The 24,718-nt window shown below is 69.1% G+C and carries 24 protein-coding genes; 9 read left to right on the top strand and 15 right to left on the bottom strand.

Annotated features, from left to right (window positions below; genetic code table 11):
• Position 1: 1 nt before the first annotated feature.
• Entirely contained in the window at positions 2-2,344 is a 2,343-nt protein-coding gene (gene pbpC / locus F0415_RS01115; protein ID WP_149859353.1) for a penicillin-binding protein 1C, read from the top strand.
• Positions 2,345-2,424: 80 nt separating this feature from the next.
• On the opposite strand, the gene F0415_RS01110 is transcribed toward pbpC, so the two are convergent.
• Positions 2,425-2,907 carry a peroxiredoxin gene (locus tag F0415_RS01110; RefSeq protein ID WP_149859352.1) on the bottom strand — a complete coding sequence of 161 codons (483 nt, stop codon included), beginning with the start codon at positions 2,905-2,907 and terminating at the stop codon, positions 2,425-2,427.
• Positions 2,908-3,041: 134 nt separating this feature from the next.
• Between F0415_RS01110 and F0415_RS01105 the strand changes: the two genes are divergently transcribed.
• Together F0415_RS01105 and F0415_RS01100 are read left to right on the top strand one after the other, a co-directional pair.
• Positions 3,042-3,482 (top strand): Hsp20/alpha crystallin family protein, encoded by a 441-nt coding sequence (locus F0415_RS01105; RefSeq protein ID WP_149859351.1) that lies wholly within the window; start codon positions 3,042-3,044, stop codon positions 3,480-3,482.
• A gap of 102 nt (positions 3,483-3,584) precedes the next feature.
• Positions 3,585-4,457 (top strand): DnaJ C-terminal domain-containing protein, encoded by an 873-nt coding sequence (locus F0415_RS01100; RefSeq protein ID WP_149859350.1) that lies wholly within the window; start codon positions 3,585-3,587, stop codon positions 4,455-4,457.
• Positions 4,458-4,595: 138 nt separating this feature from the next.
• Here F0415_RS01100 and F0415_RS01095 read toward each other — a convergent pair whose 3' ends face one another.
• From F0415_RS01095 to purB, 8 genes are all read right to left on the bottom strand, one after another.
• Positions 4,596-4,964 carry a response regulator gene (locus F0415_RS01095; RefSeq protein ID WP_149859349.1) on the bottom strand — a complete coding sequence of 123 codons (369 nt, stop codon included), beginning with the start codon at positions 4,962-4,964 and terminating at the stop codon, positions 4,596-4,598.
• A 73-nt stretch (positions 4,965-5,037) separates the two neighbouring features.
• Positions 5,038-6,030: an oxidoreductase gene (locus tag F0415_RS01090; protein WP_149859348.1), complete on the bottom strand. Its 993-nt coding sequence runs from the start codon at positions 6,028-6,030 to the stop codon at positions 5,038-5,040.
• Between the two features lie 13 nt (positions 6,031-6,043).
• A complete protein-coding gene (lpdA, locus tag F0415_RS01085) occupies positions 6,044-7,468 on the bottom strand; it encodes a dihydrolipoyl dehydrogenase (protein ID WP_149859347.1) in 1,425 nt (474 codons plus the stop codon).
• 64 nt (positions 7,469-7,532) lie between these two features.
• Positions 7,533-8,726 carry a dihydrolipoyllysine-residue succinyltransferase gene (gene sucB / locus F0415_RS01080; RefSeq protein ID WP_149859346.1) on the bottom strand — a complete coding sequence of 398 codons (1,194 nt, stop codon included), beginning with the start codon at positions 8,724-8,726 and terminating at the stop codon, positions 7,533-7,535.
• 28 nt (positions 8,727-8,754) lie between these two features.
• On the bottom strand, positions 8,755-11,595 hold the full coding sequence (locus tag F0415_RS01075) for a 2-oxoglutarate dehydrogenase E1 component (protein ID WP_149859345.1): 2,841 nt from the start codon (positions 11,593-11,595) through the stop codon (positions 8,755-8,757).
• 204 nt (positions 11,596-11,799) lie between these two features.
• The gene (locus F0415_RS01070) at positions 11,800-12,759 is read right to left on the bottom strand and encodes a GNAT family N-acetyltransferase (RefSeq protein WP_149859344.1); all 960 of its coding nucleotides are present in this window, start codon (positions 12,757-12,759) and stop codon (positions 11,800-11,802) included.
• A gap of 4 nt (positions 12,760-12,763) precedes the next feature.
• Complete coding sequence (locus tag F0415_RS01065; RefSeq protein ID WP_149859343.1) at positions 12,764-13,954, bottom strand: cupin domain-containing protein; 1,191 nt, start codon at positions 13,952-13,954, stop codon at positions 12,764-12,766.
• Between the two features lie 112 nt (positions 13,955-14,066).
• On the bottom strand, positions 14,067-15,434 hold the full coding sequence (gene purB, locus F0415_RS01060) for an adenylosuccinate lyase (protein WP_149859342.1): 1,368 nt from the start codon (positions 15,432-15,434) through the stop codon (positions 14,067-14,069).
• A gap of 104 nt (positions 15,435-15,538) precedes the next feature.
• On the opposite strand from purB, the gene F0415_RS01055 reads away from it, so the two are divergent.
• Positions 15,539-16,945, top strand: a complete 1,407-nt coding sequence (locus tag F0415_RS01055) for a class II fumarate hydratase (RefSeq protein WP_149859341.1) — start codon at positions 15,539-15,541, stop codon at positions 16,943-16,945.
• A gap of 42 nt (positions 16,946-16,987) precedes the next feature.
• Here the strand turns inward: F0415_RS01055 and F0415_RS01050 are convergent, their stop codons facing one another.
• From F0415_RS01050 to F0415_RS01025, 6 genes are read right to left on the bottom strand one after another with little or no spacing between them, the layout of a single operon-like run.
• On the bottom strand, positions 16,988-17,830 hold the full coding sequence (locus F0415_RS01050) for a DUF4097 family beta strand repeat-containing protein (protein WP_149859340.1): 843 nt from the start codon (positions 17,828-17,830) through the stop codon (positions 16,988-16,990).
• A gap of 1 nt (position 17,831) precedes the next feature.
• Entirely contained in the window at positions 17,832-18,434 is a 603-nt protein-coding gene (locus tag F0415_RS01045; RefSeq protein WP_149859339.1) for a YggN family protein, read from the bottom strand.
• Between the two features lie 11 nt (positions 18,435-18,445).
• A complete protein-coding gene (locus tag F0415_RS01040; RefSeq protein ID WP_149859338.1) occupies positions 18,446-19,384 on the bottom strand; it encodes an ABC transporter permease in 939 nt (312 codons plus the stop codon).
• Positions 19,381-20,238 (bottom strand): ABC transporter ATP-binding protein, encoded by an 858-nt coding sequence (locus tag F0415_RS01035; protein ID WP_149859337.1) that lies wholly within the window; start codon positions 20,236-20,238, stop codon positions 19,381-19,383. The genes F0415_RS01040 and F0415_RS01035 overlap by 4 nt, the downstream gene beginning before the upstream one ends.
• The gene (locus F0415_RS01030) at positions 20,235-20,600 is read right to left on the bottom strand and encodes a GntR family transcriptional regulator (RefSeq protein ID WP_149859336.1); all 366 of its coding nucleotides are present in this window, start codon (positions 20,598-20,600) and stop codon (positions 20,235-20,237) included. Before F0415_RS01030 ends, F0415_RS01035 begins: the two co-directional genes overlap by 4 nt.
• Before the next feature lies 1 nt (position 20,601).
• A complete protein-coding gene (locus tag F0415_RS01025) occupies positions 20,602-20,865 on the bottom strand; it encodes a hypothetical protein (protein WP_149859335.1) in 264 nt (87 codons plus the stop codon).
• 145 nt (positions 20,866-21,010) lie between these two features.
• Here F0415_RS01025 and F0415_RS01020 point away from each other — a divergent pair, with 145 nt between their 5' ends.
• From F0415_RS01020 to F0415_RS01000, 5 genes are all read left to right on the top strand, one after another.
• The gene (locus F0415_RS01020; protein ID WP_149859334.1) at positions 21,011-21,571 is read left to right on the top strand and encodes a glutathione peroxidase; all 561 of its coding nucleotides are present in this window, start codon (positions 21,011-21,013) and stop codon (positions 21,569-21,571) included.
• Positions 21,572-21,682: 111 nt separating this feature from the next.
• Positions 21,683-22,477, top strand: coding sequence for an FKBP-type peptidyl-prolyl cis-trans isomerase (locus tag F0415_RS01015; protein WP_149859333.1), 795 nt, complete (start codon positions 21,683-21,685; stop codon positions 22,475-22,477).
• Positions 22,478-22,484: 7 nt separating this feature from the next.
• Positions 22,485-23,843, top strand: a complete 1,359-nt coding sequence (locus tag F0415_RS01010; protein WP_149859332.1) for a UDP-glucose dehydrogenase family protein — start codon at positions 22,485-22,487, stop codon at positions 23,841-23,843.
• Positions 23,836-24,063: a SlyX family protein gene (locus F0415_RS01005; RefSeq protein WP_149859331.1), complete on the top strand. Its 228-nt coding sequence runs from the start codon at positions 23,836-23,838 to the stop codon at positions 24,061-24,063. Before F0415_RS01010 ends, F0415_RS01005 begins: the two co-directional genes overlap by 8 nt.
• A 25-nt stretch (positions 24,064-24,088) precedes the next feature.
• On the top strand, positions 24,089-24,718 hold the full coding sequence (locus F0415_RS01000) for a DUF2058 domain-containing protein (RefSeq protein WP_149859330.1): 630 nt from the start codon (positions 24,089-24,091) through the stop codon (positions 24,716-24,718).

Below are 24,718 nucleotides of genomic sequence, written 5' to 3'. Positions count from 1 at the left end.
CATGTCGGCGGCAGCGGCCAGGCGGTGGCGGCGGCCGGCAACAGCGCTGGCCGGGCTGCTGCTGGCCCTGCTGGTCCTGGACCGGTCGTTTCCGCCGCCGCTGCCCGATGACCGCGGCGCCACGGTGGTGCTGGCCGCGGACGGTACGCCCTTGCGCGCCTTCGCCGGGCCGGACGGCGTGTGGCGTTATCCAGTGACGCTGGAAGACGTGTCGCCACATTACGTCGAGGCTCTGCTCGGCTACGAGGACCGCTGGTTCCATTGGCACCTGGGCGTGAATCCGCTGGCGATGCTGCGCGCGGCCTGGCAGTGGGCCAGGCACGGCCGCATCGTTTCCGGCGGCTCCACCCTGAGCATGCAGGTGGCGCGCATCCTGGAACCGCAGCCGCGCAGCCTGGGCGGCAAGCTGCGGCAGTCGCTGCGCGCCCTGCAGCTGGAGGCACGGCTGAGCAAGCGGGAGATCCTCGAGATCCATCTCAACCACGCGCCCTATGGCGGCACCATCGAGGGTGTCGAGGCCGCCAGCTGGGCCTACCTGGGCAAACCGGCTTCGCGGCTGTCGCGGGCGGAGGCGGCGTTGCTGGCGGTGTTGCCGCAGGCGCCCAGCCGCCTGCGGCCGGACCGGCACCCGGAGGCGGCCCGCGCCGCCCGCGACAAGGTGCTGGCGCGCCTGGCAGCGCATGGTGACTGGAGTCCCGCCGAGATCGCCGACGCCCGCCTGGAGCCGGTGCTGGCGCGCCGGCTGCGGCCGCCGATGTCCGCACCCTTGCTGGCCCGGCGCCTGCAGGCGGCGGAGCCGGACAGGGCGCGCATCGCCAGCACCGTGGATGCGGTGCTGCAGCGCAGCCTGGAAGAACGCATGCAGGTTTGGGCGGCGCGCCTGCCGCCTCGCACTTCGGCGGCGGTGCTGGTGGTGGAGAACGACGGCCTGCAGGCGCGCGCCTACGTCGGCTCGCTGGCCTTCGCCGATCCGGAGCGCCTGGGTCACGTGGACATGGTTCGGGCCACCCGTTCGCCCGGTTCCACGCTCAAGCCCTTCCTGTACGGCCTGGCCATGGACGATGGCCTGGTGCATTCCGAGAGTCTGCTGGTGGATGCGCCGCAGAGTTTCGGCGATTACCGGCCTGGCAATTTCGACCCGGCTTTCAATGGCCCGGTCTCGGTGGCCGAGGCCTTGCGGCTGTCGCTGAACGTGCCGGCAGTGGACCTGCTGGACCGGGTCGGGCCCGAACGTTTCGCTGCCCGGCTGGCCCATGCCGGTCTGGGCCTGCGTTTCCCGCGCGGCGCACCGCCCAATCTGAGCCTGATCCTGGGCGGCACCGGCATTTCCCTGGAGCAACTGGTCGGAGGCTACGCCGCCTTGCACCGCAAGGGCCTGGCCGGCGTGGTGCGCTACCGGCCGGAGCAGCCGCTGCAGGAGCGTCGCCTGCTGTCGCCGGGCGCGGCCTGGATCGTCCGCGAGATCCTGGCCGCGGGCGGTCGGCCGGAAGAGCGCGAGGCCCTGTTCGAGCGCCGCGGCCGGCAACCGGTGGCCTGGAAGACGGGCACCAGCTACGGCTTCCGCGACGCCTGGGCCCTGGGCGGCACGCCGGCCTATACGGTCGGGGTCTGGGTGGGGCGGCCGGATGGCACGCCGCTGCCGGGCCAGTACGGCGCCATCACCGCCTTGCCGCTGTTGCTGGAGGTGGTGGACAGCCTGCCGAAGGTTGCCGGCCACGAGCTGCCGCCACCGCCGGCATCGGTGCAGCGGCGCGAGATCTGCTGGCCGCTGGGCTTGCCGGCCGAACAGACGCCGTCTTCGCTGTGCCATCGGCGCCGCGAGGCCTGGTTGCTGGCCGGCAGCCTGCCGCCGACCCTGCCCGAGCGCGGGGCCCGGCTCTGGGGACCGGGCCGGCTGGTGCTGGAGGTGGATGCCGACACCGGCCGGCGCCTGTCGGCCGAGTGCGCGCAGTCGCACCGGCGCCAGCGCCGCGAGATCGCCCGCTGGCCGGGCCTGGCCTATCCCTGGCTGCCGGCGGAGACGCGCCGCGCCAGCGCCATCCCGCCGCTGGCCGGCGACTGCGTGCCCGACGCGCTGGCGGCGATGGAGAACCTGCGCATCGAGGGCGTGGCACCCGGCGCCGTCCTGGCGCCGCCACCGGGCAGCGATCGGGCACCGGTGCTGCGCTTGCGGGCGCTGGGCGCGCAGGGCAGGGTGCGCTGGCTGGTGAACGGCCGCCTGGCCGGCGAAACCTTGGGCAGCCGCTACTGGCGGCACCGCTTCGACGCGCCGGGCATTCAGCGCATCACCGCCCTGGCCGAATCGGGCGCCTGGGACGAGCTGGAGTTGCGGGTCCTGCGCTGACGCGGGGCCCGAACGGCGGGACATGGCGCGGGCCACCGGTCCATGCCGACGCTGCGCCGATGGCGCTAGCCTGCCGCCGCTCAGGCCGGCAGATGCTCCAGCACGTATTCCGCCGCCGATACCCTGAACTCGCCCGGTGCCTCGACATACAGCTGCTTTACCACGCCATCCTCCGCGTACAGGGCGAAACGCTTGGCGCGCAGCCCCATGCCGAAGCCGCTGGCATCCAGTTCCAGGCCCAGGGCGCGGGTGAACTCGCCGTTGCCGTCGGCCAGCATGTGGATGGCCGCCGGCACATTCTGGTCGCGCGCCCAGGCGCCCATGACGAAGGCATCGTTGACGGCCATGCAGGCAACCTCGATGCCGCGGGCGCGGAAGGCCTCCAGGTGCTGCACGTAACCGGGAAGGTGCCTGGCCGAGCAGGTCGGGGTGAAGGCGCCGGGGACGGCGAACAACAGCACTTTCCTGCCGCCGAACAGCTCGCCGGTGCTCACCGTCTGGACGCCGTCGCGCAGGACGTTCAGGACCGCCTCGGGAATTCTGTCTCCTACCTGGATGGCCATCTTCGTCTCCGTGGGTTGGGGTCGCCGAGTGTAGCGGCGCCCGCCCGGGCCGGGCAGGGGGTCTTGAACGCACGGACCCCGGCCCCCATCTGGCGGGCATGGCGGCGAGACCGCCCAATGCACGGAGACCAGCCATGAGCCTGATTCGCTACAGCGCAACTGCTCCCCGCCTGCTGGAGGACGAAATCAAGCAGGTGTTCGACAAGTTCTTCAACAGCGACGACGGCGATGCCTCGTCGGTGGTGACCAGCCAATGGGTGCCCCGGGTGGACATCAAGGAAGAGCCCGAACGCTTCGTCATCTACGCCGACCTGCCGGGCGTGGATCCGGCCCAGATCGAGGTGCAGATGGACAAGGGCATCCTTTCCATCAAGGGCGAGCGCAAGACCGAGTCGGTGACAGAAAACGAGCGCTTCTCCCGGGTCGAGCGCGCCCACGGCGTGTTCTATCGCCGCTTCGCCTTGCCCGACAGCGCCAACCCCGACGGCATCACTGCCAGCGGCAAGCACGGCGTGCTGGAAGTGGTGATCCCCAAGCGCCCGGAAACCACGCCGCGCCGCATCCAGGTGCAGTGAGGCGGCGAAGGCCAGGATCCGCCGCGGTGCCGCCGTCGCGGTCCGCGTAGACTCGGCCCGCGGGCCTTCCCCGCGGGCCTTCCTTTTTCAGGTGCCTGAGGCATGGAGTTCAAGGACTACTACCAGACGCTGGGGGTGGAGCCCACGGCCGGCGAGGCCGAACTCAAGACCGCGTATCGCCGGCTGGCCCGCAAGTACCACCCGGACGTAAGCAAGGAGCCGGGCGCGGAAGAGCGCTTCAAGGCCATCAGCGAGGCCTACGAGGTGCTGCGCGACCCGGAGAAGCGGGCGGCTTATGACCAGCTGCGCGCGCGCGGCTACCGGCCGGGCGAGGAGTTCCGGCCGCCGCCGGACTTTGGCGGCTTCGATGGCCAGGGCTTCCGTTTCGAGGGGGATTTCGGCAGCGGCTTCAGCGACTTCTTCGAGTCCCTGTTCGGCGGTCGCGGCTTCCGCGGGCGTGGGCCGGCGCCGCCGGGCGATACCCGCGCCAAACTGGCCATTCCGCTGGAGTTGGCCCATGCCGGCGGCCGCCAGCGCATCGAGGTGGATGGGCGCACGCTCGACGTGACCGTGCCGGCCGGCATCGGCCAGGGGCAGGTGATCCGCCTGGCCGGGCAGGGCCGCGGCGGAGGCTCGCTGCTGCTCGAGGTGCATTACCGGCCACATGCCGACTTCGAGGTGGACGGACGCAACATCCTGTACACCCTGCCGCTGGCGCCGTGGGAGGCGGCCTTGGGTGCGACCGTCAGCGTACCGACCCTGGGCGGACCGGTGGATCTCAAGGTGCCACCGGGCTCCGATACCGGCCGCAAGCTCCGCCTGCGCGGCCGCGGCCTGCCGGGCCGGGCCGGTCAGCCGGCCGGTGACCAGATCGTCGAACTCGAAGTCCACGTTCCTTCCGCCCGCAGCGAAGAGCAGAAGGCCCTGTACCGGCGCATGGCCGAGGCCTTTTCCTTCGACCCGCGCAAGGGCTGAACCCGGCACGGGAAGTGTCCGGCGGGCCGGCCCGGCAAAAACATCGGGGCGGTCCGCACGGGCCGCCCCGATCAGTGTCCGCCGCCGTCAGGAGCGGGCAAGTGTGCGGCCGGCGCGCATGCGCGCCGCACGTCCGCATCAACCGCCGGCCAGCAGGCTGTTGATGACCTCGATCAACTGGTTTTCGTTGAAGGGCTTGGTGATGTAGGCCTTGGCGCCCTGGCGCATGCCCCAGACCTTGTCGGTCTCCTGGTCCTTGGTGGTCACCAGGACGATCGGGATGTGGGCGGTGCTGGCTTCCTTGGAGATGGCGCGGGTGGCCTGGAAGCCGTTGAGGTTGGGCATGACCACGTCCATCAGGATCAGGTCGGGCATCTGGGCCTTGGCGGCCTCGACGCCGGCGGCGCCATCCTCGGCGGTGATGGCCTCGTGCCCCAGCTTCTCGACAATGCGCTTCATGCCCATCAGCTGGGACGGGGAATCGTCAACGATCAGGATGCGTGCCATGTTGGGCCTCCAATGGTTGGGCGATTGTATGCCGGGGGGGCGGTAATGGTGCAAGCCGGAACGGGGCCGCGGCTCAGAGCCGCACGACCGTCCGTCCGAAGGACTCGCCGGCCAGCATCGTCGCGAAAATGCCGGGAAGTTCGTCCAGCGTGACCTCCCGGGTGCAGATACGGTCCAGATGCGCCGGCTTCCAGGGGCCCGCCAAACGGTCCCAGATCTGTTCGCGGATGTCGCGGGCGGTGCCGGCCGAAGCCACGCCAAGCAGGCTGACGCCGCGGATGATGAAGGGCATCACGGTGGTGGACAGCTCGCTGCTGCCGGCCAGACCGCAACTGGCGACGTTGCCGTAGGGCACGGTCTGGGCCAGCAGGCTGGCCAGCATCGGGCCGCCGACGTTGTCCAGGCCGCCGCCGAAGCGGGCCGATTCCAGCGGCCGGGACATGGCCAGGGCTTCGCGGCCCAGCACCTCGCGGGCACCGAGCTGGCGCAGGAATGCGGCGCGGTCGGCCTTGCCGCTGACGGCGTGCACCTCGTAGCCGGCACGTGTGTAGATGTCCACCGCCAGCATGCCGACGCCGCCGGTGGCGCCGGTGACCACCAAGGGGCCCAGCCCGGGTTTCTGCCGGTTCTCCTCCATGCGCAACAGGCCAAGAGCGGCGGTGAAGCCGGCGGTGCCCAGCACCATGGCCTCGCGCAGGTCCAGGCCGGCAGGCAGGGGAATGGCCCAGTCGGCTTCCAGGCGGACGATCTCGGCATAGCCGCCGTCGCGGGTCTCGGACAGGCCGCAGCCAGTGCAGAGCACGGCGTCGCCTTCGCGGAAACGCGAATCGCCGGACGCCAGCACGTGGCCGGCGACGTCGATGCCGCCGACCAGTGGAAAGCGGCGCAGGATCCTGCCCTTGCCGGTGCCGGCCAGGGCGTCCTTGTAGTTCACGCTGGACCAGGCGGCGCGGACGACGATCTCGCCGGGGGCCAGGTCGTCCAGTGACAGTTCCTCGATGCCGGCGCGGTGGCCGGCATCGTCCCGGTGGATGCGGAAGGCGCGGAAGCGGGCAGGGATGGCCATGCCGCCGAAGCGCTCAGTTCGCCTTGTGGATGGCGCGCTTGTCCACGGCCATGGCGGCGTCGTGGATGGCCTCCGACAGGGTCGGGTGGGCGTGGCAGATGCGCGCCAGGTCCTCGGCCGAGCCGTGGAACTCCATGGCCAGCACGCCCTCGTGCACCAGTTCGGAGACGTTGGCGCCGACCAGGTGCATGCCCAGGATGCGGTCGGTCTCCGCATGCGCGATCACCTTCACGAAGCCGGCCGGCTCGGCCATCGCGACGGCACGGCCGACGGCAGCGAAGGGGAAACTGCCGGTCTTGTACGGGATACCCTCGTCCTTGAGCTGTTTTTCGCTCTTGCCGACCCAGGCGATTTCCGGCTCGGTGTAGATGACCCAGGGGATGGTGTCGAGATTGACGTGGCCAGGCAGGCCGGCGATCAGCTCGGCCACGGCGATGCCTTCCTCGAAGCCCTTGTGTGCCAGCATCGGGCCGCGCACGCAGTCGCCGATGGCCCAGACGCCCTCGACGCCGGTGCGGCAGTGTCGGTCGACTTCGATCTGGCCGCGCTGATTCAGCTTGACGCCGCTGTCCTCGGCCAGCAGGCCCTTGGTGGCGGCACGACGACCGACGGCCACCAGCAGTTTGTCCACGACCAGGCTCTGCTCTTGCTTACCGTCGTCGTAGCTCAGGTGGACCTCACCCTTCCTGACCTCGGCCTTGCTGACCTTGGCGCCCAGTCGGATGTCCAGGCCCTGCTTCCTGAACTCGCGCAGGGCAGCCTTGGCGACGTCGGCATCGGCGGCGGCCAGGAAATCCGGCAGGGCCTCGAGGATGGTGACCTCGGCGCCCAGGCGCTTCCAGACGCTGCCCAGCTCCAGGCCGATCACGCCGGCGCCGATCACGCCCAGGCGCTTTGGCACTTCGGTGAAGTCCAGGGCACCGACGTTGTCGACGATGTGCTTGCCGTCGAACCTGGCGAAGGGCAGTTCGATCGAGTCCGAGCCGGCGGCCAGAACGACGTGCTTGCCCCGCAGCTCGACCTCGCCGCCCTCGTGCTGCCTGACCTTGACCAGCCTGTCCTTGTGCAAGGTGGCGAAACCGTAATACGGCGTGACCTTGTTGGCCTTGAACAGCTGGGCGATGCCGCCGGTAAACTGTTTCACGATCTTGTCCTTGCGGCCGATCATCGTCTTGACGTCGATCTTCGCGTCCTTGGCGCTGATGCCGTGCTCGCCGAACAGGTGCTGCAGGTTGTGCCATTGGCGCGAGCTGTCGAGCAGGGCCTTGGACGGGATGCAGCCCACCCGCAGGCAGGTACCGCCGAGGGCAGGCTTGCCGTCCTTGCCCAGGGCGGCGTCGATGCAGGCGGTTTTCAGGCCCAGCTGGGCCGCGCGGATGGCCGCGTGGTAGCCGGCCGGGCCGGCACCGATGACGACGACGTCGAACTGTTCGCTCATGAAGGAACCTCTTCCGGTTTCCCTCCCGCCGGGTGCGGGAGGGCTGGGTGGGGCAAGGCCGGGCTCAGAGTCCCAGCAGCATCCGGTGCGGATTCTCGAGCTGGTTCTTGATGTCCACCAGGAACAGCACCGCGTCCTTGCCGTCGATGATGCGATGGTCGTAACTGAGCGCGATGTACATCATCGGCGCCACCACCACCTGGCCGTTCTCGGCGATCGGCCGCTCCTTGATCGCATGCATGCCGAGAATGGCCGACTGCGGCGGGTTGACGATCGGCGTGGACATCAGCGAGCCGAAGGTGCCGCCGTTGGTGATGGTGAAGGTGCCGCCCTGCAGGTCCTCCAGCTTCAGGCCGCCCTCGCGGGCCGCCTTGGCATAGCCGGCGATGGCCGCCTCGACCTCGGCAAAGGACATGTTCTCGACGTTGCGCAGGACCGGGGTCACCAGGCCCTTGTCGGTGGCCACGGCGATCGAGATGTCGGCATAACCGTGGTAGATGATGTCGTTGCCGTCCACCGAGGCATTGACGATCGGGTGTCGCTGCAGCGCGTTGGCGGCGGCCTTGGCGAAAAAGCTCATGAAGCCCAGGCGCACGCCGTGGCTCTTCTCGAACGGCTCGCCCAACTCCTTGCGCATGGCCATGACCTTGCCCAGGTTGACCTCGTTGAACGAGGTCAGCATGGCGATGGAGTTCTTGGATTGCATCATGCGCTCGGCGATGCGCTGGCGGATGCGGGTCATGGGCACCCGCTGCTCCGGGCGGGCGCCGCCGCCACTGGTGACGTGCCTGACCAGGTCCTCCTTGGTGACGCGGCCGCCGCGACCGGTGCCCTCGACCTGCGAGGCGTCCACGCCCTCGCGGGCCGCGTAGGCGGCGGCGCCGGGTGGCAGCTCGACCTTGCCGGTTTCCTTGTCCTTCTTCGGAGGCCCGGCTTCGGCCGGCCTGGCGGCCTCCTTGCCTGCCTCGTCTTTCTTAGGCGCGTCCGCCTTGGTTTCGGGCGCCTTCTGCCCGGCTGCCGCGCCTTCCTCGATGATGGCCACGACCTGCTGGCTGGTCACGGTGTCGCCGGCCTGGAACTTGATTTCCTTGAGCACGCCGTCCACCGGCGAGGGCACTTCCAGCACCACCTTGTCGGTCTCGAGGTCGAGCAGGTTCTCGTCGCGACGGACGGTGTCGCCGGCCTTCTTGTGCCAGCTGGCGATGGTGGCGTCGGACACGGATTCCGGAAGGACCGGGACTTTGACTTCGATGCTCATGGACGAGGTCCTGGCTGCGTTGAAAGGGTCATTCGGCGGTATGGCCGTTGGGTGCGTTGACGAGAGCGTCCTCGATCAGCGCCGCCTGCTCGGCATTGTGGGTGGCCAGGTGGCCGCAGGCCGGCGCGGCCGAGCGGGCGCGGCCGGCATAGCTCAGCGACTGGCCCTTGGCCAGGCAGAAATCCAGATGATGGCGAATCTGGTACCAGGCGCCCTGGTTCATCGGCTCCTCCTGGCACCACACCACTTCCTTCGCGGCGCCGAAGCGCTTGAGTTCGGCCGCAAGTGCCGGGCGCGGGAAGGGGTAAAGCTGCTCGATGCGGACGATGGCGACATCCCTGATCTTCTTCGCATCGGCGGCCTCGACCAGGTCCCAGTAGACCTTGCCGCCGCAGACCACGACCCGGCGGGCCTTCTTCGGATCCTTGCAGCGGCTGTCCGGGATCAGCTCCTGGAAACCGCCCTCGGCCAGCTCTTCCAGCGTCGACACCGACAGCTTGTGCCGCAGCATGGACTTGGGCGTCATCACCACCAACGGCTTGCGGGTGGCGCGCAGCATCTGCCGGCGCAGCATATGGAACATCTGCGCCGGCGTGGTCGGCGTGCAGACCTGGATGTTCTCCAGCGCGCACAGCTGCAGGAAGCGCTCCAGGCGTGCCGAGCTGTGCTCGGGGCCCTGGCCCTCGTAACCGTGCGGCAGGAACAGCACCAGGCCGCACAGCCGGTCCCACTTGGCCTCACCGGAGGTGATGAACTGGTCGATCACCACCTGGGCGCCGTTGGCGAAGTCGCCGAACTGGCCTTCCCAGATGTTCAGCGTGGTCGGCTCGGCGGTGGAATAGCCGTATTCGAAGGCCATCACCGCCTCTTCGCTGAGCAGCGAATCGACGACCATGGCGTGCTCCGGATTCGCCACCAGGGCGCGCAGCGGCATGAAGGTTTCGCCGCTCTCCTGGTCGTGCAGCACGGCGTGGCGGTGGAAGAAGGTGCCGCGCCCGGCATCCTGGCCGACCAGGCGCAGCTTGTAGCCCTCGCTGAGCAGGCTGGCGTAGGCCAGGTTCTCGGCGAAGCCCCAGTCCATCGGGATCTTGCCGGCGGCCATGGCGCGCCGGTCTTCGTAGATCCTGGCCACACGCGGGTGCAGTTTGAGGTGTTCCGGCAGCTGGTTGATGCGGTCGGCCAGCGAGACCAGCGCCGGCATCCCGACGGTGGTGTCCACCGGGTCGGACAGCTTGCCGTGCAGCCAGCGGCTCCAATCCACCGAATACGGGTCGCCACCGTTGTCGCCGCCGTTTTCGCCGGCGACGTCGGCGGTTACTTCGCCGCGGTCGAGCTTGTCACGATAGGCGTCCACCATGGCCTTGGCTTCGCCGGCGGCGATCACCCCGGCAGCCTCCAGCGCCTCGGCGTACAGCTCCCGGGTGGACTTGCGGGCGCGAATGGCGCGGTACATCAGCGGCTGCGTCGCGGCCGGCTCGTCGGCCTCGTTGTGGCCGTGCTTGCGATAGCAGACCAGGTCGATGACCACGTCGCGGCCGAACTCGTGGCGGAAGTCGAAGGCCAGCTGGGCGCAGAACGCCACTGCCTCAGGGTCGTCACCGTTCACGTGCAGCACCGGCGCGCCGATGATCTTGGCCGGATCGGTGCAATAGAGCGTCGAACGGGCGTCGTCCGGTCGCGAGGTGGTGAAACCCACCTGGTTGTTGATCACGACGTGCACCGTGCCGCCGACGGCGAAGCCGCGCGCCTGCGACATCTGGAACAGTTCCATCACAACCCCCTGGCCGGCAAAGGCGGCGTCGCCGTGCACCAGGATCGGCAGCACCTGGCGCCGCTTCGCGTCCTCGCGGCGCATCTGCCGCGCCCGCACCGAGCCGGCGACCACCGGGTCCACGATCTCCAGGTGCGAGGGGTTGAAGGCCAGGGCGAGGTGGACCGGGCCGCCGGGGGTGGCGACGTCGGCGGAAAAGCCCATGTGGTACTTCACGTCGCCGCTGTGGGCCGGATCGTGGTCGTGTTCGAACTTGCCCTCGAACTCGGCGAACAGCTTCTGCGGCGGTTTGCCCAGGGTGTTCACCAGCACGTTCAGGCGGCCGCGGTGGGCCATGCCGATCACCACGTCCTTGACGCCGGCGCTGCCGCCGCGCCGCACCAGCACGTCCATCAGCGGAATCAGCGAGTCGCCGCCCTCCAGCGAGAATCGCTTCTGGCCGACGTACTTGGTGTGCAGGTAACGCTCCAGGCCCTCGGCCGCGGTCAACCGCTCCAGCAGGCGCTTGCGTTCCACCGGCGCCAGACCGTACTGGCCGGCGGCGCCCTCGAGCCGCTGCTGCATCCAGCGGCGCTGCTGGGCGTCGGTGATATGCATGTACTCGGCGCCGATACTGCCGCAGTAGGTGGCGCGCAGGCGCGACAGCAGATCGCGCAGCCTGAAGCGGTCGGCGCCGAAGAAGGTGCTGGCGGCGAATTCCTGGTCCAGGTCGGCGTCGGTCAGGCCGTGGAAGGGCAGGTCGAGGTCGGGGGCCTCGGGACGCTGCCACATGCCGAGCGGGTCGAGCCGGGCGGCCAGATGCCCGCGCGAGCGGTAGGCGGTGACCAGCTTGCCGACTGCCGTCTGCTTGCGGGCGGCTTCGGCGTCCAGGCCGCCGCCGTGCCGGGCGGCGCGGGCCGCGGCCTGGATGCGGGCCATGACCGCCGAATGCGGTACGTCGCCGGCGGCGCGACCGTCCAGGGTGTCGAAGTAGCCCCTCCAGGCGGCGGGAACGCCGTCGGGGTCGACCAGGTAGCGTTCGTACAGTTCTTCGATGAAGGCGGCATTGCCGCCGGCAAGTTGCGAGGTCTGCTTGAACTGCTTGATCAGACTGTCCACGACCCTGGCCTGGACCCGCTCGCGTGGCGGGTAAGTGATTGACGGAAAGGGGAAGTCGGAGGGCCGCAGGCGGCCGCGACAAGGCCCGGGATTATAGCCCGCGGCCGCAGGCGGGGGAACCCGAAAACCTGCCGGCCGGACCCGTGGCCGGACCTCGGCGCCCGGCCCGCGGCCCGCTGCCGGCCCGGCGCGTCGCAGGTCCGCTCAGATGCCGAGGGCGCGGAACTCGGTGCAGGGCCGCGAGCGTTCCCAGACGCGGCCGAAGTGTTCCAGCAGTTGCCGGCAACGGGCCGGATGGGCCGGGCTCCAGTCACCCTCCCAGCGGCTTCCCAGGCTTCGGAACAGGAAGCCGTCGGCATCGTTGGCCAGGTAGGCGGAGGGATACTGCAGATCCACGTCGTCGGTGGGCGCACGGAACTGGAACACCGAGCTCATGCGCTGGGCGAGCAACAGGAGCGGATGTCCCTGTCCCTGTACGGCGCCCGGCTCCAGCAACAGCACCCGCACCGTACCGCCGCGACCGGCGATGGCGAACTGCTTGAACGCCTCCACCAGCGCCGGCTGGCCGAAGACGGTCGGCTCCAGGTCGCGGCTGAGCAGGACGATCTCGCGTCGCGCCGCCCGGACCAGGGCCAGGCAGGCGTCGGCCACGTCGCCGGGGCCTTCGGTGTCACGGACCGGCACCGAGGGCCCGCGCGGCTTCGCCGGTGGCCGCTCCGGTGTCGCCAGCGGCTCCAGCCGCCGGCGCATGGCCTGGTGTTCGATGCCGGCCTCCATGAAACGTTCGCCGTATGGCTGGAAACCGTGCCGGGCATAGAAGTCGATGGCCTGGACCTGGGCGTTGAGGCCGACTTCCGGCCAGCCGAGGGCGCGCGCCTGTTCGAGCAGGGCGCGCAGCAGGGCGTCACCGACGCCACGTCCCCGCCATTCCGGAAGCACGGCCATGCGGCCGATCTTCCGTTCGGGCGTCAGGCGGCCCGTGCCGATCGGGCGATTGTCGGCATCGCGGGCGATCACATGGTGGCAGCGCGGATCCAGTTCGTCCCACTCTTCCTCTTCCGGCACCTTCTGTTCGAGCACGAAGACGGTTTCACGGACCCGGCGCAGGTCCTGGAAATCGGTCCGGTAGTCGGCGGGTTCGACCCGGAAGTCGGCGTTGATCATGGGCTCACCGGCGGCGCGGAGGCGGACGCAGTACATAGTGGCCCCGCGCGACCAGGCTTGCCAGCGCCTTCTGCGCGGCGGCGTCCAGGGCGGCCACGGTGGCGGCTTCCAGCTCGTCCGCCGCGGCCAGGCTCCGGGCCGAGCGCAGGCCCATGTCGAAGCCCAGGCCGTTGGCGAACAATCGGGCCCGTCGGCCGGTCCTTGCCCAGGCGTACCGGGCCTGGGGGTGGCGCAGCAGCCTGCCGCCGCGCTCCAGGCTGGCCAGCACTCGATCGAAGGTGGGCGCCCGGCGCGACGGCGGTATCTCGCCGCCACTGCGGTAGCGGGTGATGAAGCGGCCGAACCAGTCGGCCAGCGTCGCCCCGTCCGGCGCCGCCATGCCCGACAGGGCAGCGCGTACCCGGGCCAGGGCTGCCGCGTCTATCTCGAAAGGATCGGCCGGCGGTTCGAGGTCGGGGTCGGCATAGCGGTCTTCCTCGGGCAGGGCGGCTGCCAGCGCTTCGGCCAGGTCGAGCAGCAACTCCGCCCGCGAGGGCGCCCGCATGCCCACGGAGAAGGTCAGGCAGGCGTCCACCGCCACGCCGTGATGGGGCAGGTTCGGCGGCAGGTAGAGCATGTCGCCCGGGGCGAGCACCCAGTCGTGGTCTGGCTCGAAGTGCCGCAGCAGTTTCAGTTCCGCGTCCGGGCGGAAGCCGCGCGGGGCATCCGGACGGGTGTCGATCTGCCAGCGGCGGCGGCCCTGCGCCTGCAGCAGGAACACGTCGTACTGGTCCACGTGCGCGCCGACCGAGCCGCCCGGGGCGGCGAAGCTGACCATGATGTCGTCCAGGCGCCAGGCCGGCAGGAAACGGAAGTACGCCAGCAGGGCGCGAACGTCCAGGTCCCACTTGTCCACGTCCTGGACCAGCAGGGTCCAGTCCCGCTGCGGCATGGCCGGGAACACCGCCTCGTCGAAAGGACCGTTGCGCAACTCCCAGCGGTCGCCGCGCCGATGATGCACGACGATGCGCGACAGCACCGCTTGCTCGCAGGCCAGGCCGGCCAGATCCTCCGGTGTGATCGGCGAGACGAAGCCGGGGAAGGCGTTGCGGATCAGCAGGGGCCGCTTCTGCCAGTAATCGCGCAGGAACCTTGCCGCCGGCATGCCCAATGGCCGCCGCGCGCTGCCTTCCACCTCGACCGGGAGTTTCTTCATTCTGGGTATCCGGCGCGGATTGACGCTGATGGATGCGGACAAAGCATTCGAGTCGGGTGTTTTGGCCGCGGCCGGTACAAGAGCCTTGCCTGCGGCCATCCGCGTCAAAGAATCAGACTTTCTTCGCCAGCGAGGCGGCCAGGCCGGTGTAGGTGGCAGGCGTCAGCGCCAGCAGGCGGGCCTTGGCGTCGGCCGGCAGGTCCAGGCCCTGGATGAAGGCGCGCATGGACTCGGCACCGATGCCCTGGCCGCGGGTCAGCGTCTTGAGCTGCTCGTAGGGATTGGGCAGGCCGTATCGGCGCATCACCGTCTGCACGGGCTCGGCCAGTACCTCCCAGGCGGCGTCGAGATCGGCAGCCAGGCGCTCGCTGTTGGCGCTCAGCTTGTCCAGGCCGCGTAGCAGGGCGTCCAGGGCCACCAGGGCATGGCCGAAGCCGGTGCCGAGGGCGCGCAACACGGTGGAATCGGTCAGGTCGCGCTGCCAGCGGCTGATCGGCAGCTTCTCGGACAGGTGCGAGAGCAGCGCATTGGCCAGGCCGAAGTTGCCTTCGGCGTTCTCGAAATCGATCGGGTTCACCTTGTGCGGCATGGTCGAACTGCCCACCTCGCCGGCCTTCACCGCCTGGCGGAAATAGCCCAGGGAGATGTAGCCCCAGATGTCCCGGCAAAGATCGATCAGGATGGTGTTGATACGGCGCTGGGCGTCGCAGATCTCGGCGATGCCGTCATGCGGCTCGATCTGGGTGGTATAGGGATTGAAGTCCAGGCCCAGGGACTCGACGAAACGTTGCGCCAGCGCCGGCCAGTCCACCTCCGGGTAGGCCACCACGTGGGCGTTGTAGTTGCCGACTGCGCCGTTGATCTTTCCGGGGAACTCGATGCCGTGCATGACGGCGATCTGCCGTTCAAGTCGCGCCACCACGTTCGCCAGCTCCTTGCCCAGCGTGGTCGGCGAGGCGGTCTGGCCGTGGGTGCGCGAGAGCATGGGCAGGTCGGCCAGTTCATGCGCCATGGCGCGCAGTCTGCTCACCAGCTCGGCGTGTTTCGGCGCCAGCACGCCGGTGTAGGCCTGTTGCAGCATCAGCGCATAGCTGAGGTTGTTGATGTCCTCGCTGGTGCAGGCGAAGTGCACGAACTCCAGCGCCGGACCCAGTTCGGCGTCGTCGCGCAGGCGCTCCTTGATGAAGTACTCGACCGCCTTGACATCGTGGTTGGTGCTGCGCTCGATCTCCTTGACCCGGGCGGCGTCGGCCACCGAGAAGCCGTCGGCCAGGGCCCGCAGGCGGCCGGTGGCGGCCCCGGAAAAGGGCTGGAGCTCCACGATGCCGGGTTCGGCGGCCAGGGCCAGCAACCATTCCACCTCGATCCGGACGCGGGCCCGGATCAGGCCGAACTCGGAGAAGATCGGCCGCAGAGCCTCGGCCTTGGCGGCATAGCGCCCATCCAGCGGCGAAAGGGCGGTCAGGGTGAACTCGGACATCGGCGGGCTCGCGGCGGCGTGGCGGGGCGCAGATTCTACACCGGCGCCTGTCCGCGCCCGGCGCTATGCTGACCCGGCCAGGGAAAGTCGAGGAGACCGCCAACATGGCCGCCAGAACCCGTACCGAGCGCGACAGCCTGGGCGAACTGCAGGTGCCCGCCGAAGCCCTCTACGGCGCCCAGACCCAGCGGGCGGTACAGAATTTTCCCATCTCCGGCTTGCGCATGCCGCGCGACTTCATCCGCGCCCTTGGCCTGGTCAAGGCCGCGGCCGCCGAGGCCAACGCCTCGCTGGGACACCTGCCCAAGACCGTGGCCGCGGCGATCCGCGAGGCCGCCTTGCAGGTCGCCGCCGGCGATCTGGACGACCAGTTCCCCGTGGACGTGTTCCAGACCGGCTCCGGCACATCCACCAACATGAATGCCAATGAGGTGATCGCCAGGCTGGCCAGCCGGCGCCTTGGCCGCCGCGTGCATGCCAACGACCAGGTCAACATGGGCCAAAGCTCCAACGACGTGATCCCGACCAGCCTGCAGGCGGCCGCCGTACTGGCGTGTCGCGAGCGGCTGCTGCCGGCATTGCGGCACCTGCGCAGGACCATTGATCGCCGGGCCCGCGGCCTGCAGCGCGTGGTCAAGACCGGGCGCACCCATCTGATGGATGCCATGCCGCTGACGCTCGGTCAGGAGCTGAGTGCCTGGTCGGCGCAGCTGGCTTCCGCGGTCGAGCGTGTCGGCGACAGCCTGGTCCGGCTTCGCCGGCTGCCGATCGGTGGCACGGCCGTGGGCACCGGCATCAATGCCGACCCGCGTTTCGGCAGGCGAGTGGCGATCGGGGTCGGAAAGCTCACCGGCGAGCGCTTCGTCCAGGCGGAAAACCTGTTCGAGGGAATGGCCGCCCAGGACGGGGCGGTGGAACTTTCCGGTCAGCTCAACGTGCTGGCGGCGGCGCTGATGAAGATCGGCAACGACCTGCGCTGGATGAATTCGGGGCCGCTGGCCGGTTTGGGCGAGATCGAGCTGCCGGCGCTGCAGCCGGGCAGTTCGATCATGCCTGGCAAGGTCAACCCGGTGATTCCGGAAGCGGTGTGCATGGTCTGCGCCCAGGTGATGGGCAACCACACGACGGTGACCGTTGCCGGGGCCAGCGGCAATTTCCAGCTCAACGTGATGCTGCCGGTGATCGCCCACAACCTGCTGCAGTCCATCGAACTGCTGGCCAATGCCTCGCTTCGGCTGGCCGATGCCGCCATCGCCGGCTTCACGGTGCGCCGCGACCGGCTGCAGGCGGCCCTGGACCGCAACCCGATCCTGGTGACGGCGCTCAATCCGGTGATCGGCTATGAGAAGGCCGCCGCCATCGCCAAGCAGGCCTACCGGGAAGGACGGCCGATCCTGGACGTGGCCCGGGAGGTCACCGGCCTGCCCGAAGCGCGGCTACGCAGACTGCTGGATCCGGCGGTACTGACCCGCGGCGGCATCCGCGGAAAGCAGCACGGTGGGGCGGGCTGAGCGGCCTGCTTGCCCCCGCCGGGCAGCAGGCCGGCCGGTCCGTCAACGACCTTCGGGCAGCGAGACCTTGCCGCGAACCTCGCGCACGTAGGCGTCGCCGCTGCCGATCGAGCGCACGGTGACGTCGCCGGTCACGTCGACGATATCGGCATCTCCCGAGCCGATGGACCCGATGGTGACGTCGCCCCGGACGCCGCGAAGGCTGGCATCGCCGGAGCCGATCGAGCCGATCTCGACGCTGCCGCCGACCCGATGCAGCTCGAGGTCGCCGGAGCCGATGCTGCCGACCCGGGCGTCGCCTTTCACGCCGCGCACCTCGGCATCGCCGGAACCGATCGAGCGGACCATCAGCGAGCCGATGTCCTCGGCGAGGAAATCGCCGGAACCGATGCCGGTGGCTACCCGGCCGGCCACGCCGAAGACCTCGAGCTCGCCCGAGCCGACTTGCGAATCCAGACTGGCGACGTCGCGCACGGCTGCCTCGCCCGAACCGACGTCCACCTCGTAGGCCAATCCCCGCGGCAGTGTGGCGGTGACCTTCAGGTAGGCATAGGTGGGGCGGAAGAACAGGCCCACCGACTGTCCGTCGCGGCGGGCGGTGATGACCAGGGTGTCGCCGCGCCGCTCCTGGGTGAAGCGGAGCTGGTCGAAATAGTCGGGATCGGAAACGCAGGCCAGGGCCGACAGCGAGGCTTGGCCATCGCTGCCGCGCAGATCGAGTTCGCTGGCGCCGATCTCGAAACGGATGCTCGCCACGCCCTTGAGGTCGGGCTCGAGCGGAATCGGTCGGCTGTGTTCGCAACGATCGTCGTCGGCCAGGGCGGGGAGGGCGGCCAGGCTGAGCAGAACCGGCGCGAAAACACGGGCTGGCGGCACACGCAGCATCTCAGATCTCCTTGTTGCAATTGTTGATGTCGGTGAGCTCCATCTCGGCGTAGGGTGCGAACTCCGGGACCGCCGAGGCCAGGGCGTCCCGGGCCTGACGCAGGGCCGGCAGGCGGTCGCAAAGGGCGCTCGCCGACGCGCGGATCCGCTCGGCCTCGGCCTCGATGCGGGCGTCGATGCCGGCAGTGTCGCCCGACAGCAGGGCGCTGGCGGCCTCGCCCAGGGCGCGGGTGGCCAGGGCCGCCCCCTCCACTCCGATCTCGGCACCCGCCGAGGCGACCCCGATCACTTCGTTGCGGTAGGCCAGCGCCAGGCCGCGCTGTTCCGGACCCAGTCCCAGCGGCTTGCCGTCGATCAGCAGCTCGCCCTCCGGCGTGATCTCCGCCCTGGGCAGCGCATCCGCACCACCGCCCAGGCGGAGGTTGCTCCCGGCCACATCCCTGCGCACCCGTTCGGCGATCTCGCTGGTTCGGGCCTCGACCCTCTCAGCTGCCGATTCCAGCCGCCGGGCCACGTCTTCAGCCCGGTCCTGGGCGCCTTCCAGTCCGCAGCCGGCAAGCGGCAGCAGCATCAGCAGGGCAAATCCTCGAGCGGCATGTTTCATGGTTCCAGTCCTCAACCTTCGTCGCGCCAGCGGCGCATGCGGGTGGCGGCCAGCAGCAGGGCGACGCCGACCGCCGCGCCTATCCAGATATCGGCCTTGCCCAGCAGCTCCAGGGTATGGGCCGCCGAGAAGATATCCGGGATCTGCTCGGGCCCATGCACCTCGATGGCAGGTCCCTGCAGGGTCGGAGCCCAGCTGCCCGGCACCGCGCTCAGCAGGCCGCGGTAGGCGACGGTGTACCAGAGCGTGTCATGCGGGATCTCCACGCCCTGGAAGATGTCGGTGAAGCTGATCAGGGCGCAGCCCAGGATCGGCAGCATGGTCGCCCACAGGAAGGGGATGCGGCGCGACCAGGCCGAGCAGAACATCAGCCAGCCGACGGTCGGCAGCGACCACAAGGCCTGCACCGGCAGCATCAGCAGCATCGAGCCCATGATCCGGAACGGATGCGAATGCACCAGTATGCTGCCGGCTCCGGGCACGCCGTTGATGGTCGTGGTCAGCATGCTGATGACCCAGAAGGCCAGCCCGATCACCATGCCCACGCCCAAGGCGATCAGCGGCGCGAGGAACAGGGCCCAGGCCAGCTTGGACAGCACCATCTGGCCGTCGGACAGCGGCAGCGATTTCCAGAACAGGATGCTGCGGTCGCGCCGGTCGTCGTAAAGCGAGGCCAGGCAGTAGAAGAAGACCACGAAAGCGAGGATGGCCAGGGCGATGGAGATGCCCGACAACAGGGCCACGTCGCCCACTGCGCCCATGGCCTCGGCAATCTCGGAGGCATCGCCGTCGTCAATGATTACGCCATTGTGCTTGCTCAGCATGGTGCCGGCGACCGCCGCTACCAGGGAGAACAGGATGGCAATGGAGCCGGCGATCAGAGGGGCCCAGAAGAAGCCGCCCCGGTGTTCCCAAAACTCGCGCTTGATCAGCCACTTCATCGTGTTCATGCGTAGGTTCCCTTCATGGTGGCGACGAACAGGTCGGCGACGCCGGGGTTGCGGACTTCGCCGAACTCGGCCAGCTTCTGCCGCGGCTGGCCGTCGAACAGCATCACGGCCTTTCCGAACACCTGGCGCTCGTCGATCGGGCCCAGGGCCCGGGCTGCCTCGGTCCGGTCGGCGGCCACCATCACTTCGTGGAAGCGTTCGCCGACCTCGTCCATGGAGGCCGACAGCACGATCCGGCCCTCGCGGATGAACATCAGGTCGGTGAGGATGTGCTCGATCTCCTCGACCTGGTGCGTGGTCACGACGATGGTCTTCTGTTCGTCGAAATAGTCCTCCAGCAGGTTCTGGTAGAACTGCTTGCGGTAGAGGATGTCCAGGCCCAGCGTCGGTTCGTCCAGCACCAGCAGCCTGGCGTCAATGGCCATCACCAGGGCCAGGTGCAGTTGCACGATCATGCCCTTGGACATCTGCTTGACCCGCTGGTTGGGCTGCAGCTTGGTCTTGGCCAGGTAGGACTCGGCGCGCTTGCGGTCGAAGCGGGGGTGCACGCCTTCGACGAAATCCAGCGCATCCTTCACCTTCAGCCAGCGCGGCAGCACCGCCACGTCGGCGATGAAGCAGACGTCCTGCATCAGCGCATCGCGCTCGGTGCGCGGATCGCGGCCCAGCACCTTCAGTTCGCCTTCGTAGGGAATCAGGCCGAGGGCGGCCTTCAGGGTGGTGGTCTTGCCGGAGCCGTTGGGGCCGATCAGGCCGACGATGCGCCCGGCGGGAATGTCGAAGCTGATGCCGTTGACGGCAATGGTGCCGTTGTAGCGCTTGCTGAGATTGCGGGCGGAGATCACGGCGCTCATCGCTGCGACTCCCTGGCGGCATTCATGAGCCGCTCGACGTCGAGGCCGAGGCGGTGGATCCGTTCGACCACCTGCGGCCATTCCTCTTTCAGGAAACGCTCGCGCTCGGAAGCCAGCAGCTTCTCGCGCGCTCCTTCGGTCACGTACATGCCAAGTCCCCTTCGTTTCTCGACGAGTTCCTCGTCCGCCAGCTCCTGGTAGGCGCGGGAGACGGTGATCGGGTTGAGCTGGTATTCGGCGGCGATCTGCCGGACGGAGGGCAGGGCATCGCCCGGCTTGAGCAGGCCGTCGAGCATCATCGCCACCACCTTTTCCTTGAGCTGCCGGTAGATCGGCGCGCTGTCGTTCCAGGCGACATTCATGTCAGGACTCCCGGCGCGGCTTCAGCGCCGCGATGGATACGAAGGGCATGGCCAGATGCCGGCGCATGGCGCCCCGGGAGGCATGGCTCCGGGAGGCCTCCTCCCCCTCCAGGGCGGCCTCGGCGTCCTTCTCCAGCACCAGGATGTAGGCGGAGTCGTGCGCCGCAGTCGGCAGGCTGGGCGGCTGGCCCAGGGCGTAGCCGGCGGTGACGGCGCCAAGCGCGACGGCCAGGCTGACCAGGTTTGTCTTGAACTTCGGGTTCATCTCCGCCTCCCGTGGTGAGGTAGGGGTTAGGTGTTGTAGGAAACTATAACACTAGATTCTGCGGCGTCAACACCTTTTTCATCGGTTTGGGTCCAAACTGATGGCACAGGAAGCGGGGCGGGCCCGGTCGCGTAAGGAAAAGACGATGAAAATCAGCAAGTTGATTATCTTTGCCGGGGTGTTGGCGGCGCTGGCCTGGGGCCGGCCGGCCGCGGCCGGCGGCGTGCTGGATCACGAGTACCGGCGGCTGGCCTCGGAGGAGACGGTGCACCTGGGCCGGGCCTATGCCGGCCAGGTGCTGCTGGTGGTGAACACCGCCAGCAAATGCGGCAACACGCCGCAGTACGAAGGCCTGGAGGCGATGTACGAGAAGTACCGCGATCGCGGTTTCGCCGTGCTCGGGTTTCCGTCCAATGATTTCATGGAGCAGGAGCCGGGCACGGAAGAGGAGATCCGCGAGTTCTGCACCCTTACCTACGGGGTCAAGTTCCCGATGTTCGAGAAGGTCCAGGTGCGGGGTGCCGGCGCCACGCCTCTCTATCGCGACCTTGCCACAGCCACCGGCGAGACGCCGGGCTGGAACTTCCACAAGTACCTGATCGATCGCAACGGCCGTGTGGTCGCCAGTTTCGGCCACCGTGTGCAGCCGGACGATCCGGAACTGGTGGCAGCCATCGAGCGGCAACTGGCCCTGCCGGCGCCGTGATCCTGAACGCGGCAAACGCTCGGCCGCCGCCGTCGTTGCCGTGACGGCGGCGGGCCGCGACAATAGCCGGCGACGCGCCATCCCGGCGCGGATCGACGGAGTCAAGCACCCATGAAGTCCCCCCTGCGTTTCGCCGCGCCGATGGCGCTGGCCGGCTTGGTGTTCGCGCTGTCCGCCTGCGGCGGGAAGCAGGCCGACGAGGCCGAGCACGAACCCGTCGCCGACGGAACCACCGCTGCCGGCGCCCAATCGGCCGAGCCGGGCGCGCCGGCCGTGGCCGGCATCGAGGGCCTGGACACCGAGCGCAAACAGGTCAGCTACATGATCGGCCTGGACCTGGCCAACTCGCTGATGCCGATCAAGGACGACCTCGACGTGGACGTACTCGCCCAGGCGATGTCCTCCCGTTTTGCCGGTGAGCCGCCCAGGCTGAGCGAAGAACAGGTGCGGATCGTCCAGGAAGCCTATACCGCCAAACTGCAGGCGCGGCAGGCTGCCGAGTTCGAGGCCAAGGCGGCCAGGAACCTGGAGGAAGGCAAGTCCTTCCTGGAGGCGAACAAGGATCGCAGGGGCGTGCGCGTCACCGAAAGCGGCCTGCAATACCGGGTCGAACGCGCCGGCAGCGGTCCGCGTCCGTCCCCGGAGGATGTGGTGCGCGTCCATTACCGGGGCACGCTGCTCGACGGCACGCAGTTCGATAGCTCCTACGAGCGCGGCGAGCCAGCCGAGTTTGGCCTGGGGCAGGTGATCCCGGGCTGGGCAGAGGGAGTGGCGCTGATGCCGGTAGGCAGCAAGTACACGTTCTGGATTCCGGCCTCGCTGGCCTACGGCGAGACCGGCACCGGCCCGATTCCGCCGAACGCGACGCTGAGTTTCGAGGTCGAACTGCTGGACATCGTCAAGTAGGCCGGCCATGCGCGTCGCCGTCTTCGGTACCGGTTACGTCGGCCTGGTCACCGGCACCTGCCTGGCCGAGGTTGGTCATCGGGTGACCTGCGTGGACATCGACCGGGACAAGATCGAGGGTCTGAAGCAGGGCCGCATTCCGATCTACGAGCCGGGCCTGGAGCCGATGGTGCTGGCCAACCACGCCGCCGGCCGCCTGGATTTCGATACCGATGCCGAGGCGGTGGTGGCCCGGGCCGACGTGCTGATGATCGCGGTGGGTACGCCGCCGGACGAGGACGGTAGTGCCGACCTCAGTCATGTGCTGGCGGTGGCGCGCACGATCGGCCGGAGCCTGTCGCGCCCGGCGGTGGTGGCGAACAAGTCCACGGTGCCGGTCGGTACGGCCGACCGGGTGCGCGCGGCCATCGCCGCCGAGCTGGCGGCGCGCGGGGTGGCGGTGGAGTTCGAGGTGGTGTCCAACCCCGAGTTCCTGAAGGAGGGCGCGGCGGTCAACGATTGCATGCGCCCGGACCGGATCATCGTCGGCTCGCGCAATCCGCGGGCGGTGGAGACGATGAAACGGCTGTACGCGCCGTTCAACCGCAGCCACGAGCGGGTGGTGGTGATGGACGAGCGTTCGGCCGAGCTGACCAAGTACGCCGCCAACGCCATGCTGGCGACCAAGATCAGCTTCATGAACGAAATGGCCAACATCGCCGAGCGGGTGGGGGCCGACATCGAGATGGTGCGGCTGGGGATCGGCTCGGATCCGCGCATCGGCTACCACTTCATCTACCCGGGCGCCGGTTACGGCGGCAGCTGTTTTCCCAAGGACGTGCAGGCGCTGGAGCGCACGGCGCGCCAGCACGGTTACCGGGCCCGTATCCTGGATGCGGTGGAGGCGGTCAACGCCGAGCAGAAGTCCAAGATGTTCGAGCTGCTGGCGCGCCACTATGGCGGCGAGGCGGGGTTGCGCGGGAAGGTGGTCGCGGTCTGGGGTCTGGCCTTCAAGCCCAATACCGACGACATGCGCGAGGCGCCCAGCCGGACCCTGCTGGCGCAGTTGTGGGCGGCCGGGGCGAGGGTGCGGGCCTACGATCCCGAGGCGATGACCGAAGCGCGGCGCCTGTTCGGCGGGCGCGAGGACCTGGTGCTGTGCGACAGTCCCGAGGCGGCGCTGGCCGGTGCCGACGCCCTGGCCCTGGTGACCGAATGGAAAGCGTTCTGGAGCCCGGATTTCGCCCTGCTGGCCCGCGCGCTGGGCGACAAGGTGATCGTCGACGGCCGCAATCTCTACCCGCCGGACGAAGTCGAGGCGGCCGGACTGGCCTACTACGGCATCGGCCGCGGCCGCAGCCTGCGCCGGGGGGTCACCGATGCCTGAGCTTCCGTTCGGGTCGCTGCAAGCGCGGCTTGAGGAACTGGAAACCCGCTTTGCTTTTCAGGAGCAGGCATTGGCCGAGCTGAGCGAAGCCCTGGCCGAATCGAGGCTGGAAACGGCGCGCATGGCCGAACGCCTGGAACGGGCGTTGGCCGACCTCAGGCAGTTGCGTACGCTGTTGTACGCCGATCCCGGGGCGGAGCCGCCGCCGCCGCATTACTGACACGACGTACCGCTTCGAACCCGTCATGAGCAATTCCCTTCGAGACCAGTTGCTGGACCTGGGCTTCAAGGCAAGCAAGCCGGAGCGTGAGTCCGGGCAGCGCAGGCTCGGCAAGGGCGGAAGGCCTGCTCCGGAAGGCAAGGGCGAAAAAGCCGGTCCGGGCAGGACGGCTGGGGGCGGCGCCGGCAAGTCCCGGCCTCCCGCCGGCAAGGAACGGCTGCGCAGCCAGGAGGAGATCGATCTGGCCAAGGCCTATGCCCTGCGCGCGCAACAGGAGAAGCAGGAGCGCATCGCTGCCGAGCAGGCCCGCCAGGAGGAAGCGCGACGTCGGCGCGAGGCCAAGGCCAGGCTGGCCGAGTTCCTCAAGGACAAGGCGCTGAACGTGCCGGAGGCGGAGATTGCCCGGCACTTCCCCTACGGCGGCAAGATCAAGCGCATCTACGTCACGCCCGGGCAGCTCAAGGCGCTCAATGCCGGCGAGCTGGGTGTGGTGCAGCTGGACGGCCGCTACCTGCTGGTGACGGCGGCGCATTTGGCAGAAGCCGAGGCGATCTTCCCGCAGGCCGTTGCCCTGAAGGTGGACCCGGAGGCGCCGGCCGGGGACGATCCCTACGCCGACCCGAAGTACCAGGTCCCCGACGACCTGGTCTGGTGA

This window comes from Arenimonas fontis (assembly GCF_008386465.1).
GTDB classification, from domain to species: Bacteria; Pseudomonadota; Gammaproteobacteria; order Xanthomonadales; family Xanthomonadaceae; genus Arenimonas; species Arenimonas fontis.
This window is presented reverse-complemented; position numbering and strand designations above follow the sequence as displayed.

Coding starts and splice junctions, on each gene's coding strand:
- F0415_RS01050 (WP_149859340.1), bottom strand. CDS start 17,830: ATGCTGCGTGTGCCGCCAGCCCGTGTTTTCGCGCCGGTTCTGCTCAGC.
- F0415_RS01020 (WP_149859334.1), top strand. CDS start 21,011: ATGAAAATCAGCAAGTTGATTATCTTTGCCGGGGTGTTGGCGGCGCTG.
- F0415_RS01015 (WP_149859333.1), top strand. CDS start 21,683: ATGAAGTCCCCCCTGCGTTTCGCCGCGCCGATGGCGCTGGCCGGCTTG.
- lpdA (WP_149859347.1), bottom strand. CDS start 7,468: ATGAGCGAACAGTTCGACGTCGTCGTCATCGGTGCCGGCCCGGCCGGC.
- sucB (WP_149859346.1), bottom strand. CDS start 8,726: ATGAGCATCGAAGTCAAAGTCCCGGTCCTTCCGGAATCCGTGTCCGAC.
- F0415_RS01030 (WP_149859336.1), bottom strand. CDS start 20,600: ATGAATGTCGCCTGGAACGACAGCGCGCCGATCTACCGGCAGCTCAAG.
- F0415_RS01090 (WP_149859348.1), bottom strand. CDS start 6,030: ATGGCCATCCCTGCCCGCTTCCGCGCCTTCCGCATCCACCGGGACGAT.
- F0415_RS01035 (WP_149859337.1), bottom strand. CDS start 20,238: ATGAGCGCCGTGATCTCCGCCCGCAATCTCAGCAAGCGCTACAACGGC.
- F0415_RS01110 (WP_149859352.1), bottom strand. CDS start 2,907: ATGGCCATCCAGGTAGGAGACAGAATTCCCGAGGCGGTCCTGAACGTC.
- F0415_RS01070 (WP_149859344.1), bottom strand. CDS start 12,759: ATGATCAACGCCGACTTCCGGGTCGAACCCGCCGACTACCGGACCGAT.
- pbpC (WP_149859353.1), top strand. CDS start 2: ATGTCGGCGGCAGCGGCCAGGCGGTGGCGGCGGCCGGCAACAGCGCTG.
- F0415_RS01025 (WP_149859335.1), bottom strand. CDS start 20,865: ATGAACCCGAAGTTCAAGACAAACCTGGTCAGCCTGGCCGTCGCGCTT.
- F0415_RS01095 (WP_149859349.1), bottom strand. CDS start 4,964: ATGGCACGCATCCTGATCGTTGACGATTCCCCGTCCCAGCTGATGGGC.
- F0415_RS01055 (WP_149859341.1), top strand. CDS start 15,539: ATGGCCGCCAGAACCCGTACCGAGCGCGACAGCCTGGGCGAACTGCAG.
- F0415_RS01000 (WP_149859330.1), top strand. CDS start 24,089: ATGAGCAATTCCCTTCGAGACCAGTTGCTGGACCTGGGCTTCAAGGCA.
- F0415_RS01005 (WP_149859331.1), top strand. CDS start 23,836: ATGCCTGAGCTTCCGTTCGGGTCGCTGCAAGCGCGGCTTGAGGAACTG.
- F0415_RS01045 (WP_149859339.1), bottom strand. CDS start 18,434: ATGAAACATGCCGCTCGAGGATTTGCCCTGCTGATGCTGCTGCCGCTT.
- F0415_RS01105 (WP_149859351.1), top strand. CDS start 3,042: ATGAGCCTGATTCGCTACAGCGCAACTGCTCCCCGCCTGCTGGAGGAC.
- F0415_RS01065 (WP_149859343.1), bottom strand. CDS start 13,954: ATGAAGAAACTCCCGGTCGAGGTGGAAGGCAGCGCGCGGCGGCCATTG.
- F0415_RS01010 (WP_149859332.1), top strand. CDS start 22,485: ATGCGCGTCGCCGTCTTCGGTACCGGTTACGTCGGCCTGGTCACCGGC.
- F0415_RS01100 (WP_149859350.1), top strand. CDS start 3,585: ATGGAGTTCAAGGACTACTACCAGACGCTGGGGGTGGAGCCCACGGCC.
- F0415_RS01040 (WP_149859338.1), bottom strand. CDS start 19,384: ATGAACACGATGAAGTGGCTGATCAAGCGCGAGTTTTGGGAACACCGG.
- purB (WP_149859342.1), bottom strand. CDS start 15,434: ATGTCCGAGTTCACCCTGACCGCCCTTTCGCCGCTGGATGGGCGCTAT.